Source organism: Nocardiopsis sp. TRM 82005 (genome assembly GCF_056312425.1).
Map to the genome: position 1 here is coordinate 49,881 of NZ_JBWDTQ010000030.1, position 13,948 is coordinate 63,828.

Below are 13,948 nucleotides of genomic sequence, written 5' to 3' on the forward strand. Positions count from 1 at the left end.
GAAGTGACCCAGAAGGCCAACATCCTTCTCGTTGACGACCGCGACGAGAACCTGATCGCGCTGGAGGCCGCGCTCACCTCCCTGGACCAGAACCTGGTCAGGGCCAATTCGGGTGAGGAGGCGCTCAAGCACCTTCTGGGCACTGATTTCGCCGTCATCCTGCTCGACGTGGTCATGCCGGGGATGGACGGTTTCGAGACCGCCGCGCACATCAAGCAGCGCGAGAAGACCAAGGGCGTGCCGATCATCTTCCTGACCGCCCAGGAGATCGACCGGCACCAGGTCTTCCGCGGCTACGCCTCGCGTGCGGTGGACTTCCTGCTCAAGCCGTTCGATCCCTGGGTACTGCGCTCCAAGGTCGAGGTCTTCGTGGAGCTGTACCAGCTCAAGGCGCAGATGCGCGAGCAGGCACGGGCCCTCCAGCGGGACCTGGGCCAGGAGACCGGGGAGCCCGGCAAGGCCCTGGCCGAGCAGCTGGCGCAGCACACCGGGCAGGTGCAGGCCGACCTGACCCAGCTGCGCGAGCACATCGTGACCAACTACCAGGACGTGGACCAGCCGCTGGTGGACGGTGTACGTCGTATGGACAGCTCGGTGTCCCGGATGTCCACCCTGGTGAACACCCTGCGCGGCCCCGAGTAGCCGCCACGGGCGGAGCGGATACCCCAAGGAAGCACTGCTACACAGGAACCAGCGGGCGCCGCGAGGCGCACCGCGCCTACAGCCGCGAGGCTGTGGGAATCCCCGGGGTTCACCCCGGGGAGGACGTCAATCAGGCCAACGGCCGGGGCGGCAGCGCCAGGCCGATGTGCTCGCCGATCTCCTCGAGCAGGCCCAGGTCGGCCAGGCGGAAGCTGCCTCGGTTGCTGCGGCGGATCAGGGTGAGCGCGCCGCGTACGCCCCGGCTGCCGAGCAGGGGCACCGACAGCAGCGAACCCGCGCCGAGCATCGCGAGTAGCGGCGCCCCCGACGCGGAGTGGCCCAGCACGGCATCGTCCTCGATCAGCGGGAACAGTAGCGACTTGCCCCGGCCCAGCACCTCGCCGGGGATGTCGGAGTTGCCGGGCGCCTCCGCCGTCACCGCCTCCTTCTGCTCGCTGGGCGCGTCGGCGGGACCGGCGACCACCGCGCGACGGGCGGCGTTGGGGCCGGTGGGCAGGTCGCACACGTCCACGATCACCCAGTCGGCGTAGGAGTCGGCCAGCAGGTCGGCGGCGTCGGCCAGCGCGAGCGGCTTCCCGGCACCGCCTGGTCCAGCGGAGCGCAGCAGCAGCCGCGTCATCCGGGTCAGCACGTCCAGCCTGCGGGCGGCCAGCACCACCACCTGGTCCTCCACCTCCGGCTCCAGCGGGGCGGGGCCCTCCTCATCGGCGCCGTTCATCGGCGGTGACATCGCCACCAGCACCAGCGGGTTGGGCTCGGTGGGCAGCTCCAGGCGGGTCAGGGTCAGATGCACGTCCTCGGCCCAGCCGCGCTGGGCCAGCCGCGACTCCAGCGCCGCGCTGCCGTCGCCTCGCAGTACCGCTGCCAGCCAGGACTGCATCGCCGCACGCTTGCGCAGGTCCACGAAGTGCGCGAAGGGCTTGCCGGTGAGGTAGCCCGGTGCGCTACCCAGCCGGGCGGCCCCGGTGTTGTTGATCCGCCGGATGTAGCCCTCGTGGTCCAGCAGCACGACGGGGACGCTCAGCTCCTGGAACATCGCACGCAGCAGGGTCCGGTCGCCGTCATCGTTCTGGCGGCGCGGCTCGGGGCGGGCGTGGGCCTGCGCCAGCTGGGTCCCGGCGTCACCCAGCAGGCGCTCGGCGTACTCCAGTTCGGCCAAGGCCGCCCCCGCCGTGCCCCGGGCATCGTCGGGATACATGGTGTGCGTGTTGCGCAGGGCGGCAATACGTTCACTCAGAGCAGTGATCTCGCGTTGCAACCCGGCGAGGTTCTCCGACACGCGCAGGTCTCCCGTCGTGGATGGCGTCCTTCCCGAAGCTAGCGGATGTCCGCTGCTGGATCTTCCAAGGTTACGGTTAGTGGGAGAGCGGACGCGGAAGGAGGCCAGGCCGTGTGGATCGAACGTCTGGCCCGCGACATCGGCGCGCTGGGGCAGGAGGACGGTACGACCCTGGAGCGCGCCCTCGACCGGATGAGCAGGGCCGCGGCCCTGGGGGTGCCCGGCTGCTCGGCCGCACTCGTCGTGGTCTGGCGCGAGGTCGGGGAGTCCGACGGACCCGTCCGCCACGTCGTCACCGACTACGGTGCCTCCCACGCTGATTTGTCCGCCGCCTTCGAGCACCAGTACACCAGCGACCAGGGCCCCACCGTGGAGGCCGTCCGCGAGATGTGCCAGGTGCGGGTGGGCGACGTCCTGCGCGAGCCCCACCGATGGCCCCGCTACACCAGCATGGCCGTCCAGTGCGGTGACCGCTCATCCGTCACCCTGCCCAGCCCGATGCCCGGCGGGGGTGACGACCGGGTGATCACCTTCGGGGTGCACTCCGGCCGCGCGGACGCCTTCGGCGAGGACGTCGTCGCGCCCCTGACCGCCTTGCTCACCGAGCACGCCGCCGTGTCGCTCCACAGCGCCGGACGCCAGGCTGACGCGGCCAGGGAGACCGCCCACATGCGCCGGGCCATGTCGGCGCGTACGGTGATCGACCAGGCCAAGGGCATCATCATGCACGCCCGGGGCTGTGACGCCGACACCGCCTTCACCGCGCTGCGCGAGGTCGCCCAGCGCAACCGCAAGAGGGTGGTGGAGGTGGCCCGCGATCTCGTGGAGGAGAGCACCGGACCGCAGTCGCGGACGCGTCGCGTCGGTACGGACGGACGGTGAACGGCAGGGCAACACCGGGCGATGAGTCCCGAGCGTGACCGACAAGCGCCATGATGAGGGCTCGGGGCCGTCCCGGAACGACAAGGAGAAGTGACCGTGACGTCAGACATCTCGATCCGTCGTGAGGATGGCGTCGTCGTCGTCACCCCTGGGGGGGAGATGGACGCGGTGACCTCTCCCGCGCTGGCCAACGTACTCGACGGTGTCCTGGCCACCGATCTGCCCAGGGGCGTGGTGGTCGACCTCGCCAAGGTCGGTTTCTGCGATTCCCGCTGTATCGGGGTGCTCGTCGCCGCCTACCGGCAGGCCCGCGACCTGGGCGTGGGCCTGATGGTCGCCGAACCCCAGCAGCAGGTCAACCGCCTGTTCGTGATCGCCGGGATCGACCAGGTCATCCCGATCAGGGAGAGCGTCGGCGCCGCGGTGGACTCCCTCAGGAACTGAACGGAGCCCGCCTCCCCGCCTCCTCCACGGTGTCGACCGCCTCGGCCCGGTCCGCGAAGTGCAGACGCACCAGTGATCCCTCTCCGCTTCCGCTGATCTCCAGGAAGTCGCAGGTCTGCCGGGTGATCCACAGCCCGTACCCGCGGGTGCGCATGCTGTCGGCCGGCCGGTATCCGGCCAGTGGGTCCCAGAGTCCTCCGCGCTCGTCGAACACGTCGCACACCCATCGCCCGGGGGCACGCCAGACCTGCACGGTGCCCTTGCCCGCGCCGTGCTCCAGCACGTTGGCGGCCAGCTCGTTCACCGCCACCACCAAGCTGTCGATTCGGTCGGGAGGAAACCCCACGTCCTCACCGAGCGTCACCAGGTCGCCGCGCAGCCGCGGCAGGGACAGCCCGATCTCCAACCGGTGGACGGGGCCGGAGACCGGCAGCGGGTCCGGCGCGACCGGTCTGGTGCCGAACGCCGTCGTACCCAGGTAGGCCGGATTGGACCGGGGCCCCGCGGGGTCCACGAGCACCGGGTGGGTGGCGAGCACCGCGGACCGCGTCCGGGGGGTCAGGCCCCGGACGTCGTGGACGCACAGCAGCCTCAGCCGCTGCGGGGCCAGCGCCGTGCACAGAACCGACTCCAGGCGGTGCCACTCGCGCAACTCCGTCTCGGAGGCCGCCGGCAGCGGGGGTTCGGCCACGACGGTCACCGGCGCGGGGTCGTGGGTGAGCGCCAGGCGGTGCAGGGCCGCCAGAGCGCGCCCGGGGGCGTCGTAGAGTCCGTCCCGGTCGATGACGTGTACCCGTTCGTGCTCGGACGGTGAAAGGGCGCTGGTGAGTTCCACGGCGCGCTCCCCGGTGACCGCGAGTACCGCGTGGGCGTTTTCGCGTACAGCTGACCGCAGCCGCTCCCGGGCCACGTCGTGGAACTGCTGCTCACGGTGGAAGAGCAGACCCTGGTGTTCGAATGTCATCGGTTCGTGGTGCCCGCGCTCGGGGCCGGCCGTCCGGTGCCCGAGCGCCGTGGTCTGTGTACCCGGCCCCGCCCTCCGGAGGAGGCTCCGGGGGATCGGTGGCACGGGTGTGTGATGGGGGCGGGCACGGGGTCAGTACGAGGTCCCGGACAGCAGCAGGCTGTCCGTCTCGTCCTCGTCCGCGTCGTCGTGCTCTGTTTGTTGCGGGCGGGACCGCTTGTAGGCGAGCTCCGTCTCGACGGCGATCCTCTGCCAGGTGAACCGGGAGCGGGCCCTGTCCACCGCGGCGATGCCATAGGCGGTTCTCATGGTGGGTGTGTTGAGAACCGAGCGCACCGAGCGCGCGACCTCGTCGGGGCGTCCGAAGCGCATCAGAACGCCGCTGGTGCGGTGCAGGACGGCTCCGGGGGTAGCGCCGGTGGCGGTGGCCACCACGGGCAGACCGCAGGCCATGGCCTCCAGCACGGCCCCTCCGTAGGGGTCGTAGGAGGCGGCGGACACGTACACGTCCGCCGACCGCAGCAGGCGGGGCAGCTCCTTGCGCTCGACCGGCCCGGTCAGGTGGACACGGTCGTTCACCCTGGCCTCCTTGGCCAGGAGCTCGACCCGGCGGGCGTTCTCGTCGATGGCCACGTCCAGGCCCTCGGTGGTGGAGACGAGCAGCAGTTCGGCCTCGGGCAGGCGGGTCACGGCATCCACGAGCCGGTCGGCGCCCCCCGGCTCGGTCAGTGAGGTGACCGAGATCAAGCGGGCGCGCTCCTCACGTCGGGAGTGCCAGTGCTCGGTGGAGGCGCTGCCCTCCACGCTGAAGTGGTCGGGGTCCACACCGAAGGGCACCACGCTCACGTGGTGGCGGGGCACGCCCAGGCGGGCCAGCTCGCCCTGCTGGTCGGTGGAGTTGACCAGGACGTGGTCGACACGGGAGGCGAGGATCGTCTCCATACGGGCACGTTCGGGCCGGTGGACGAGGCCGCTGCGCTGCTCGCTGGCGTTGAGGGAGTGGAAGGTCTGGACGATGGGCGTGTCGCTCTGGTCACTCTCGCTGTGCGCCTGGGCGTGCAGGGCGGCCAGGCCGCTGGTCCAGCCGATGGCGTGCAGGACGTCGGGCGTGTCCTCGTCCAGGACGGCGGCGAGTGCGGTGCCGAAGGCGCCGGTGTGCTCGGCGTGCCTGTCGGCGGGCATCGGTCGGGCCGGACCCGCGTCCAGGTAGGCGACGGAGACGCCGCGCGCCATGCGGGTGCGGCCGTCGGGCTGTTCGGGGTCGCTGCGGCGGACGTAGACCGTCACGCGGTGCCCGCGCTTGGCCAGCTGCCTGGAGAGCGCGCACACGTGCAGGCTCGCGGGGCAGGCTGGTTCCCCCCTGTGGGCGGGGAGGGGATTGGCGTGTTCGGCGACCATGGCGATCTTCACTGGGCTGAACTCCTTGGACACGGATTCGTCTGGTGTCCGTCGTGGGCGGGCCCGAGGTGATTCCGGAGCGGGGAATCGGAATCCCCCCGGGCGGGATCGGGGTCGGCACGTCGGCTCCTCGGGGTCGTGGGAGCGGTGCGCGACACGTTGCGCTTGCGAGGGGGAGGCGCGGTCAGGGGGAGGCGGCACCGGGTGCCGTGGGATGACCTGCCGGTGGAGGCCGCCCGACAGCGCTGAGGGCCGTACACGCGTGGCGGGTACGGCGGATGCGGGGCGGCGGGGGGATGGAGAAGGGCAGACGCACGGGGATCACACCAAACGACCGGTCGAGGAGGACTTCGGCCACCATGAGCAGCCGAAGAACGGCGCACGGGGCGGGTCGTGTGTGTCTGCGTCTTAGACACCCAACTGGCAACATTCTGCCAGACGGCTCCAGTCCCGACAACGTGCGGACGATCCCGCGCCATGGTCGAAGGGGGTTTCAGTGCGGACCGTAACCCCGTTATGACCCCTCCATACTGCGACTTCGCCGTATCGACGCTCGAACCCTGTCGGGCCCGCGGAGCCGCCGCTACTGTCGGACCGGAACACCAGACGGCACAATGCACACCGCAAACTCCTCCGTCACGAAACTTTTGGCGAGGGGACCGGGGAGGGAACTGCATATCCGGGTGTTTTCCGCCATGATGTACGCGGATTTTGACCCAGTCCGGCGGTGGCTCGGTACGGTGACAGAATCCAGACGTTGAACGGGACTCGACCAAGGTCCGGTGCGGGGCGCCGGGCAACCGGCCACGGCCGACGAAACGGGAGGAAGGCGTATGGGTGTCGCTGGTGGGGAAGTCATTGTCACGGCCCTCACGCACCGGGGCGCTATCCGTCCCGCCAATGAGGACGCCGTCGTCATGGGTGCCCTGACCGTCGCCAGTGCGAACATGACCTCGCCTGTGCGCTGCGTGCTCCCGGTGGGTGAGCCCGTCATCCTGGCGGTCGCCGACGGGATCGGCGGCCAGGCCGCGGGGGAGATCGCCTCGGAGCACGCCGTGCACCGTATGGCCGAGATGGGGCCGCGCCTGGACGGTCCCGAGGAGATCGCCCAGCTGCTGAGCAACGTCGACGAGGAGATCAAGGACCACGCCACGCAGCACACCGAGTTCTCCGGGATGGGAACCACGGTCGCGGGCGTCCTGCTCAACAACGACGGCAACTTCTGGTTCAACGTCGGCGACTCGCGGACCTACCGCCTGGAGGGGCGCCGCCTGAGGCAGCTCTCCGAGGACGACTCGCCGGCGCTGCCACCGTCCGAGGACGGCCGTCCCGTCACCACGAACTTCATCACCCAGTCCCTGGGCGGCAGCTCGGGCGGCACGATGGTCCCGCATGTGGGCAGGGACGACGCGGCCGACCCCAGCGCCTGGCTCATGTGTAGCGACGGCCTGTCCGACCTGGTCATCCCCGAGGAGATGGAGCGGATGATCGCTGAGGCGGGCAGTGACGAGGCCGCCGTGCACGCCCTGTGGCAGGCCGCGATGGAAGCGGGCGGCAAGGACAACATCAGCATCCTGCTGGCCCGTCGCGTCTGATCCCCACCCTCCCAGAGCCCCCGTTCGCACCACCCCCGCTCCTTCCACGCCTCCCCACTCCTACGTTTCCCACCGACTCTCACGCCTCCCATCCCTCCCATCAGCTCTCCCGGCCCGCTGACGGGCTTCCCGCCCCGCCGCCGGGGCATCGAACACGGGAAGGGCCCGTACACGGCCGGGACCGGCCGTGTACGGGCCCTCGGCCGCTGGCGCCCGCCTACCGCTTGGCGGAGTCTCCGTCCGCGAGGCCGCCGCGCAGGCGCTTGGCCACGAGCACGACCGCGGTGCCACCGATGATCACGACGACGAGCAGCACCGCCAGGGGCACCAGTGGCACACCGCCCTCGTCACCCTCCTCAGCCGCGGCCTCGTCGGCGGTCATCTCGTCAGCCGGTTCCCCGGCGGGCTCCTCGGCGGTCTCGGTCTCCTCCGTCTCCTCGGGCTCCGGAGCCGCTGCCGCGACGGCCTCCTCGGTCACCGAGAACGTCAGTGTGTCCTGGATCGGATGCCCGTCGGAGGAGACGACGCGGTACCCGATCGTGTACTCGCCGACCTGGTCCAGCGGGGCCAGCTCCACCGACACGTCCGTGCTGTCGAAGGTGAGCTGTCCCTCCTCGTAGGTGGTCTCCTCGTCCGGTCCCGTGACGACGACGGCACTGCCGCTGCCGCCCTCCGTCAAGGAGTTGTTGAAGGTCAGCACGACCTCCTCGGGGACGCTGTCCAGGGTCGCGCCGTCCTCGGGGCTGGACGCGGTCAGGACGTCGTGGGCCATGGCGGGCGAGGGGGCCAGTGCCAGCGCGGCGGCGGCGAGCGGAGTCAGGAGTGCTGCGGCCACACGCGGTAGCACGCGAGAGGAGGCCGCGCCATCGTGGGCGGGGGTGCTGTGGTTGGTGCTCATCTGGATTCCTTAGTGGGTGCCCCCGCCTTCACACGGGGGGTGCAAGCTCCCGTGTGACAGGGCGGAAGCGCTGGTGCGGACCGTCGTGACCTTCGCCGGGGAGGCCCGCGGGGCCCGTGCGCCGAGAGTAGGGCGGGGGAGGGCACGGCCGGGGTGTCCGCGCACGGAACCCGTACGGGTGTGGTGAACGCGAGGTCGGGGACGCGCAGTGACGGCAGCACGTGGCAGAGCAGGGCGGTCAGGAACCACAGGGCCGCCTCGCCGTGGGCGAGCAGCGCGGAGGCCAGCAGAGCCGCCCACAGGTGTGCGAACAGCATGCCCGGCGCGAGGCCGAGGGCGTGGGTGAGCAGGCCGTGCCCGGTGTGGTCGGCACCAGTGCCGAGGAGCCCGAAGGTGGGATCGGCCGATCCCTGGAGGATCAGGTGCAGGAGGACCTGGGCGGAGGCCATGACGGCGAAGATGTCGCCGAAGCCGCGCATCCCGCGGGTGAAGTACCACAGCAGGGGGAACAGGGCAGCGGTCGCCGCGGCGAACCCGCCGAGGGAGGCCGGGGCGGTGGCCCACACGTTGTGACCGCTCCAGGCAAGCCCCGTGCACGCAGCGGCGAGGAGGGCCGTGCGCAGGAGGCGGAGCATGCCGTGAGCGGGTTGCACGGGAAAGAACCTAGGCCGTGCCCCGCGGGCCCGCAAGACCACGGGAGGCCAGCGGCCGCACGCGGTACGGGTCGGCCTGATCGGCGGTCGTCCGCGTCACAGCGCCTCCCTCGGGTCGGGACGGACGGGTCGAGGAGGTGAGGGGCCGCCGGACGCGGTCCCCCGCGATGCCGGCGACCCCTCGGGCGCCCCTCTCAGTTCTGACCGGCCGGAACCAGCTCGCGCCGCATGTAGCGACGCTGCTCGGGGGTGGTGCCCCCCCAGACTCCGTGAGCCTCTCCGGCCCGCAGGGCCCACCGCAGGCACTCCTGGCGAACAGTACAACTGCGGCAGACGGCGACGGCCTGCTCGGTGTCGGCGCGCCCGATCCCGGTGCTGCTGACCGGGAAGAAGATCTCCGGGTCGTACGAGCGGCAGTTGCCGTGCTCGACCCAGTCCTCGCTCTCGTGGTACAGGCGGTTCACGAGCGCCTCCGATCCGTGGCTGTGATCCGTGGTCAGTGGCCCGCACCGTGTTCTCACGGAGGGGTCAGGGAACTCCTCCGCCCCGCCGCCCAAGGGTGACTGACCCGGGAAATCGCGGCGTAGCGATGCGACCAAGTGTAGTACGACCTCATGTAGTACTACGCGAAGTCTGCTAAAAAATCCGTGATTTCTCAAGACCGTTCCGGGTAGCGGGCCGACTGTGCCCCGCCGTGGCCGCGGATGCGGATGAGGACGCCCGTACTGACGGGTGTGCCAGCGGCTCCGGGGCGCGCCGGGCCGCCGGGGCCCTCCGTGTTTCGGGGCCCGCGAGAAGCCCCCCGCCTCCGGGGAAGTGCCGTCCGGCGGGGTCCGCGACGTCCTGGTGGTGTTATGTCGCGAGGTTTCCACCGAATCAATGTGACTTAACGCACGCTTAATATTGCTCGTTCAGGCTCTATGTTTGACCTTGACGGCCGTTGACCCCGTACGGCGACCACGGTGTGGCCCGCGCTGGCACCCCGTGTCACCGGCTAGCGGCCAAGGCGCGGAATCCCTTGGTAGGCAGGGCGTGAGCGCGTTGGCCGACCGCTCACAGGGGCCGTGTGAACACCCTGGTCAGGACATCGAGGCACTACTAAATGAACTAGTCCTACCCGATGAGATCGTGCTGAAACATCTACGCGGAGTCTCCCTGAAACTCCATTGCTATTCGTTCGCTAAGTTCGATCGACGTGCCACATCTACGAACGAACCTCCAAGCACGCGACCGGACTGACGCCGGGGCCGAGGGCCCCGAGAGCCCAGGCGCCGCGGGCCGTGGAGGCGTGCGCCTGTCGCACCCGTCCCTAGAGGACGGCCCGCACATGTGGCGACTGGCGGGGGAGACGGGTATGGACGTCAACTCCCCGTACGCCTACGCGCTCTGGTGTCGGGACTTCGCCACGACCAGCGTCGTCGCCCGCGATGACGAGGGCCGTGTCGCGGCCTACGTCACGGGCTTCGTGCGGCCTGACAGCCCAGACACGTACTTCCTCTGGCAGGTAGCCGTGGACTCCGCGTTTCGCGGCCAGCGGCTGGCCCGCCGGATGCTCGACTTCATCGGCGACCGGATCACCGAGCGTGGCCTGCGCTACCTCGAAGCGACCGTCACCGCTGACAACACCGCATCCCGCGCCCTGTTCGCCTCGTTCGCCCGGGACAGGGGAGCCGAAGCCGTGTGGAGTCCGCTCTTCGGGGAGGGACACTTCCCCGCGGGCGACACTCCGCATGATCCCGAGGACCTCGTACGCATCGGCCCTTTCAACCCCGAGCCGGAAGTGTGACCGATCATCCGCACCGGATCCACCCAAACACCCCATCGTCCAAGCCATGAGCCCACGAATCTGGGGAAAGGAACCAAGGAACACACCATGGAGACCTTCCAGCGCCTGGAGTCCGAAGTCCGCGGATACTGCCGGAACTGGCCGGTCGTGTTCGACAGGGCCGTCGGAAGCCATGTCTACGACGAGACCGGTAAGCCCTACCTGGACTTCTTCGCAGGAGCGGGATCGCTCAACTACGGGCACAACAACCCCGAGCTGAAGACCCCGCTCGTCGAGTACCTGACCGACGACAGGATCGTCCACAGCCTCGACGCCTACAGCGTGGCCAAACGCGAGTTCATGGAGACCTTCGAGGAGATCATCCTCAAACCCCGGGGCCTGGACTACAAGATCCAGTTCCCCGGCCCCGCGGGAAACAACGCGGTCGAGGCCGCGCTGAAACTGGCCCGTAAGTACACCGGTCGTGAGACCATCGTCAACTTCACCAACGGCTTCCACGGCATGACCCTGGGCGCCCTGGCCGTCACCGGCAACTCGATGAAGCGCGGCGGCGCCGGCGTGCCGCTGGGGCACGTCGCCACGATGCCGTTCGACAACTACCTGGACGGCAAGACGCCGGACTTCCTGTGGCTGCGCAGCCTGCTGGACGACAGCGGCAGCGGCCTGGACAAGCCCGCCGCCGTCATCGTCGAGACGGTCCAGGGTGAGGGCGGCATCAACGCCGCCAGCGCCCAGTGGCTGCGCGAGCTCTCGGAGCTGTGCCGCGAGTACGGCATCCTGCTGATCGTCGACGACATCCAGATGGGTTGCGGCCGCACCGGCGACTTCTTCAGCTTCGAGGAGGCCGGGATCACCCCGGACATCGTCACGCTGTCCAAGTCCATCAGCGGCTACGGTCTGCCCATGGCCCTCACCCTGTTCAAGCGCGAGCTGGACGTGTGGGAGCCGGGCGAGCACAACGGGACCTTCCGCGGGTTCAACCCGGCCATGGTCACCGGTTCCGAGGCGCTGCGCCGCTACTGGAGCGACTCCTCGTTCGCCGACAGTGTCAAGGCCAAGGGCGACATGGTCGGCGCCCGCCTGGCCGAGATGGCCGCCGAGCACGCCGAGTTCGGCGCGCACGTGCGCGGCCGCGGCCTGGCCCGTGGCCTGGCCTTCGAGGAGGACGGCATCGCCAAGAAGGTCGCCGCCGAGGCCTTCGACCGGGGCCTGCTCCTGGAGACCTCCGGTCCCGAGGACGAGGTCGTCAAACTCCTGCCGCCGCTGACCGCGAGCGAGGAGGAACTCACGGCCGGGCTTGACATCATGGCTGACGCGGCCCGTGCCGCGGTCAAGGTGGCACAGCCCGCCTAGGAACTCCTCGGCGAGGAGTTCCACACCACGCGGTGCGGGGCCGGACGGCGACCCTTGAGGCGTTGTCCGGCCCCGCACCGCGTGGCACCACCATCGAAAGACGCCGCAGAGCGCGTTAGGAGAAACCAGTGATCGTTCGCAGCCTGGACGAAGTCAACGACACCGACCGCGACATCAAGACCGAGACCTGGCGTAGCCGTCGGGTCATTCTCGGCAAGGAGAAGGTCGGTTTCTCCTTCCACGAGACCGTCCTGTACGCGGGCACGGAGACCAGCATGTGGTACGCCAACCACATCGAGCTCGTGCACTGCATCGAGGGCGAGGCCGAGGTGACCAACGAGGAGACCGGGGAGAAGCACATCATCACCCCGGGCACCCTCTACCTGCTCAACGGTCATGAGAAGCACACGGTCCGTCCGAAGACGGACTTCCGCGTGCTGTGCGTGTTCAACCCGCCCGTCACCGGGCGCGAGGTCCACGACGAGAACGGCGTCTACCCGCTCATCGTCGAGGACGACGAGACCGCCGAGGCCTAGCGCCTGTTCGGTGAACGCCTGCCTGGCGAAGCGAGGCGGAACCCCGAGAACCCGTTCGGGCCCGCGTCGGAGCCACAGGAGGGCTGGTTCTCCGGGAAGCCGGACAACAGAGGTCTACGCCGCAGGCGTCCGTCGATGGTGACGGAGGGCGGCGGGCGGGCCGGTTGAGAACAACGTGGGCGGGGCCTCAGGGCCCCGTCCACGTTGTTCACGGAGTGTGCGCCCCAGCGTGACGGAGCTTCGGACTCAGGGTCACAAAGCACAGGTGACCCGCCCTGAGCAGGGCGAAGGACCGATCACCCGGGAGCTGCACATGAATAACCAGTGCATAACGGACTAATCGGGTCTCGTTACTGCGGAGCATGCTTGGGGGAAGCTGAGCATGCTCGGGAGAGAGAACCCCGTACCAGGCCGCCGTGCCCTGCACCGGACGGCGGCCGCAGCCGCGGTACAGCGGGCCGCGACCCGCCCACACCGGGCGTCCCACCATCCGCATAGGCGGTGTAGCCGTCCCCCGCCGGGCGAGCGCGCCGCTCCCCCAAGTCTTTCGAGGAGCAGTCGTGAAGAAGCAGGTACCAGCTGTACGCCGAGGAACCTGGGGCCGTCGAGACGCACTTCGCCTGGGCGGGGTGGGGCTGGCCACCGTCGGCCTCGCCGCTTGCAGCCGTGTCGACGGCGGGGGCAACGGCGGAGGCGAGGGCGAAGAGGGCACCTCGACCCTGGAGCGCCTGCGCGAGCAGGGCTTCGTGGCGATCGGCCTCGCCAACGAGATCCCCTTCGGTTTCGTCGACGACTCCGGCGACCCCGCCGGGCAGTCCCCCGCCGTGGCCAAGGCGGTCTTCGAGGAGCTGGGCGTTCCCGAGGTCCAGGCCTCCTCGGTGAACTGGGACGGACTGATCCCGGGCCTGAAGTCAAACCGCTTCGACGTCATCGCCGCCGGTATGTTCATCACCCCCGAGCGCTGCGAGCAGGTCGCCTTCAGCGAGCCCACCGCCACCTCCCCCGAGGCCTTCATGGTCAAGGAGGGCAACCCGGAGGGCATCCAGCACTTCACGGACTTCACCGACAACCCCGACCTCAAGCTCGCGGTCCTCAACGGCTCGGTCGAGCAGACCTACGCCAACTACTTCGAGGTGCCCGAGGGCCAGCAGGAGCTGATCTCCAACCAGACCGCCGGCTACGAGCTGCTGGAGGCGGGGCGCGTCGACGCGATGTCCATGCTGAGCGTGTCCCACGAGTACCTCCTCCAGGACCGGGGCGGTCCCTTCGAGGTCACCGAGCCCTTCTTCCCCGAGATGGACGGCAAGGAGGAGAAGGGCTGGGGCGGACTGTGCATCCGGCAGGCGGACACCGAGCTGCTGGAGGAGATCAACCGCGTGATCGCCGAGTTCAAGGAGAGCGGACGCCTCCTGGAGCTGGGCGAGGAGTGGGGCTTCACCGAGGCCGACCTGCCCGACGACACGACCACCGCCGAACTCTGCGAGGGATGACCCCGTA

General features: G+C 69.8%; 14 protein-coding genes. 8 read left to right on the forward strand and 6 right to left on the reverse strand.

Going from position 1 to position 13,948, the window contains the following annotated elements; genetic code table 11:
• The first annotated feature begins 3 nt into the window (after window positions 1–3).
• Window positions 4–642, forward strand: coding sequence for a response regulator (locus AC0T5L_RS22685; protein ID WP_476167489.1), 639 nt, complete (start codon window positions 4–6; stop codon window positions 640–642).
• 130 nt (window positions 643–772) lie between these two features.
• On the opposite strand, the gene AC0T5L_RS22690 is transcribed toward AC0T5L_RS22685, so the two are convergent.
• Window positions 773–1,942 carry a GAF domain-containing protein gene (locus tag AC0T5L_RS22690; protein WP_476167490.1) on the reverse strand — a complete coding sequence of 390 codons (1,170 nt, stop codon included), beginning with the start codon at window positions 1,940–1,942 and terminating at the stop codon, window positions 773–775.
• A gap of 111 nt (window positions 1,943–2,053) precedes the next feature.
• On the opposite strand from AC0T5L_RS22690, the gene AC0T5L_RS22695 reads away from it, so the two are divergent.
• Entirely contained in the window at window positions 2,054–2,824 is a 771-nt protein-coding gene (locus AC0T5L_RS22695; protein WP_476167491.1) for an ANTAR domain-containing response regulator, read from the forward strand.
• A 96-nt stretch (window positions 2,825–2,920) separates the two neighbouring features.
• The gene (locus AC0T5L_RS22700; protein ID WP_476167492.1) at window positions 2,921–3,268 is read left to right on the forward strand and encodes an STAS domain-containing protein; all 348 of its coding nucleotides are present in this window, start codon (window positions 2,921–2,923) and stop codon (window positions 3,266–3,268) included.
• Here the strand turns inward: AC0T5L_RS22700 and AC0T5L_RS22705 are convergent.
• Both AC0T5L_RS22705 and AC0T5L_RS22710 read right to left on the reverse strand, forming a co-directional pair.
• Window positions 3,258–4,232: an anti-sigma factor RsbA family regulatory protein gene (locus tag AC0T5L_RS22705; RefSeq protein ID WP_476167493.1), complete on the reverse strand. Its 975-nt coding sequence runs from the start codon at window positions 4,230–4,232 to the stop codon at window positions 3,258–3,260. The two genes, AC0T5L_RS22700 and AC0T5L_RS22705, sit on opposite strands and share 11 nt — an antisense overlap.
• A 132-nt stretch (window positions 4,233–4,364) precedes the next feature.
• Window positions 4,365–5,642 (reverse strand): glycosyltransferase, encoded by a 1,278-nt coding sequence (locus AC0T5L_RS22710; RefSeq protein ID WP_476167494.1) that lies wholly within the window; start codon window positions 5,640–5,642, stop codon window positions 4,365–4,367.
• 821 nt (window positions 5,643–6,463) lie between these two features.
• Here AC0T5L_RS22710 and AC0T5L_RS22715 point away from each other — a divergent pair.
• A complete protein-coding gene (locus AC0T5L_RS22715) occupies window positions 6,464–7,225 on the forward strand; it encodes a PP2C family protein-serine/threonine phosphatase (protein ID WP_476167495.1) in 762 nt (253 codons plus the stop codon).
• A gap of 217 nt (window positions 7,226–7,442) precedes the next feature.
• Here AC0T5L_RS22715 and AC0T5L_RS22720 read toward each other — a convergent pair whose 3' ends face one another.
• The 3 genes from AC0T5L_RS22720 to AC0T5L_RS22730 all read right to left on the reverse strand — a co-directional run bounded on the left by AC0T5L_RS22720 (window position 7,443) and on the right by AC0T5L_RS22730 (window position 9,240).
• Complete coding sequence (locus AC0T5L_RS22720) at window positions 7,443–8,123, reverse strand: copper resistance CopC family protein (protein ID WP_476167496.1); 681 nt, start codon at window positions 8,121–8,123, stop codon at window positions 7,443–7,445.
• Window positions 8,120–8,776 carry a copper resistance protein gene (locus AC0T5L_RS22725; RefSeq protein WP_476167497.1) on the reverse strand — a complete coding sequence of 219 codons (657 nt, stop codon included), beginning with the start codon at window positions 8,774–8,776 and terminating at the stop codon, window positions 8,120–8,122. Before AC0T5L_RS22725 ends, AC0T5L_RS22720 begins: the two co-directional genes overlap by 4 nt.
• A gap of 194 nt (window positions 8,777–8,970) precedes the next feature.
• Window positions 8,971–9,240: a WhiB family transcriptional regulator gene (locus AC0T5L_RS22730; RefSeq protein WP_476167498.1), complete on the reverse strand. Its 270-nt coding sequence runs from the start codon at window positions 9,238–9,240 to the stop codon at window positions 8,971–8,973.
• Window positions 9,241–10,064: 824 nt separating this feature from the next.
• Between AC0T5L_RS22730 and ectA the strand changes: the two genes are divergently transcribed.
• The 4 genes from ectA to ehuB all read left to right on the forward strand — a co-directional run bounded on the left by ectA (window position 10,065) and on the right by ehuB (window position 13,941).
• On the forward strand, window positions 10,065–10,562 hold the full coding sequence (gene ectA, locus AC0T5L_RS22735; RefSeq protein ID WP_476167520.1) for a diaminobutyrate acetyltransferase: 498 nt from the start codon (window positions 10,065–10,067) through the stop codon (window positions 10,560–10,562).
• A gap of 87 nt (window positions 10,563–10,649) precedes the next feature.
• Complete coding sequence (gene ectB, locus AC0T5L_RS22740; protein ID WP_476167499.1) at window positions 10,650–11,915, forward strand: diaminobutyrate--2-oxoglutarate transaminase; 1,266 nt, start codon at window positions 10,650–10,652, stop codon at window positions 11,913–11,915.
• A 128-nt stretch (window positions 11,916–12,043) separates the two neighbouring features.
• The gene (locus tag AC0T5L_RS22745) at window positions 12,044–12,451 is read left to right on the forward strand and encodes an ectoine synthase (protein ID WP_476167500.1); all 408 of its coding nucleotides are present in this window, start codon (window positions 12,044–12,046) and stop codon (window positions 12,449–12,451) included.
• 629 nt (window positions 12,452–13,080) lie between these two features.
• Window positions 13,081–13,941, forward strand: coding sequence for an ectoine/hydroxyectoine ABC transporter substrate-binding protein EhuB (gene ehuB / locus AC0T5L_RS22750; RefSeq protein ID WP_476167521.1), 861 nt, complete (start codon window positions 13,081–13,083; stop codon window positions 13,939–13,941).
• Window positions 13,942–13,948 lie beyond the last annotated feature (7 nt).

What these genes read in the sequence shown, in the direction of transcription:
- AC0T5L_RS22705 (WP_476167493.1), bottom strand. Translation starts at nt 4,232, where the DNA reads ATGACATTCGAACACCAGGGTCTGCTCTTCCACCGTGAGCAGCAGTTC.
- AC0T5L_RS22720 (WP_476167496.1), bottom strand. Translation starts at nt 8,123, where the DNA reads ATGAGCACCAACCACAGCACCCCCGCCCACGATGGCGCGGCCTCCTCT.
- ectB (WP_476167499.1), top strand. Translation starts at nt 10,650, where the DNA reads ATGGAGACCTTCCAGCGCCTGGAGTCCGAAGTCCGCGGATACTGCCGG.
- AC0T5L_RS22715 (WP_476167495.1), top strand. Translation starts at nt 6,464, where the DNA reads ATGGGTGTCGCTGGTGGGGAAGTCATTGTCACGGCCCTCACGCACCGG.